1 protein-coding gene is annotated in these 230 nt (G+C 64.8%); it reads left to right on the forward strand.

Translation table 11 applies throughout. From position 1 onward, the window contains the following. Nucleotides 1-230: extracellular solute-binding protein (locus FJ658_RS15300; protein ID WP_141146226.1), on the forward strand; the 230-nt coding region annotated here is incomplete at both ends.

Consider the following 230-nt stretch of genomic DNA (forward strand, 5'->3'; position numbering starts at 1 on the left):
CTTCGGTGACGCGATCTACTACGTGCCGACCGCCTATCAGATCTCCGGCGTCTTCTTCTACAACAAGACGATGTTCGAAGACGCCGGGATCACCGAGCTGCCGACCACGTGGGAAGAGGTCGACGAGGCCGCCGCTGCGCTCAAGGCGGCCGGCTACGTGCCGATCGCGACGTCCGGTGGCTTCGTGCCCGGGGCGCAGCTGCGCATGCAGGCGTACCAGGAATTCATGG

The sequence above is a fragment of the Schumannella sp. 10F1B-5-1 genome, assembly GCF_006517535.1.
Classification (GTDB): domain Bacteria; phylum Actinomycetota; class Actinomycetes; order Actinomycetales; family Microbacteriaceae; genus Schumannella.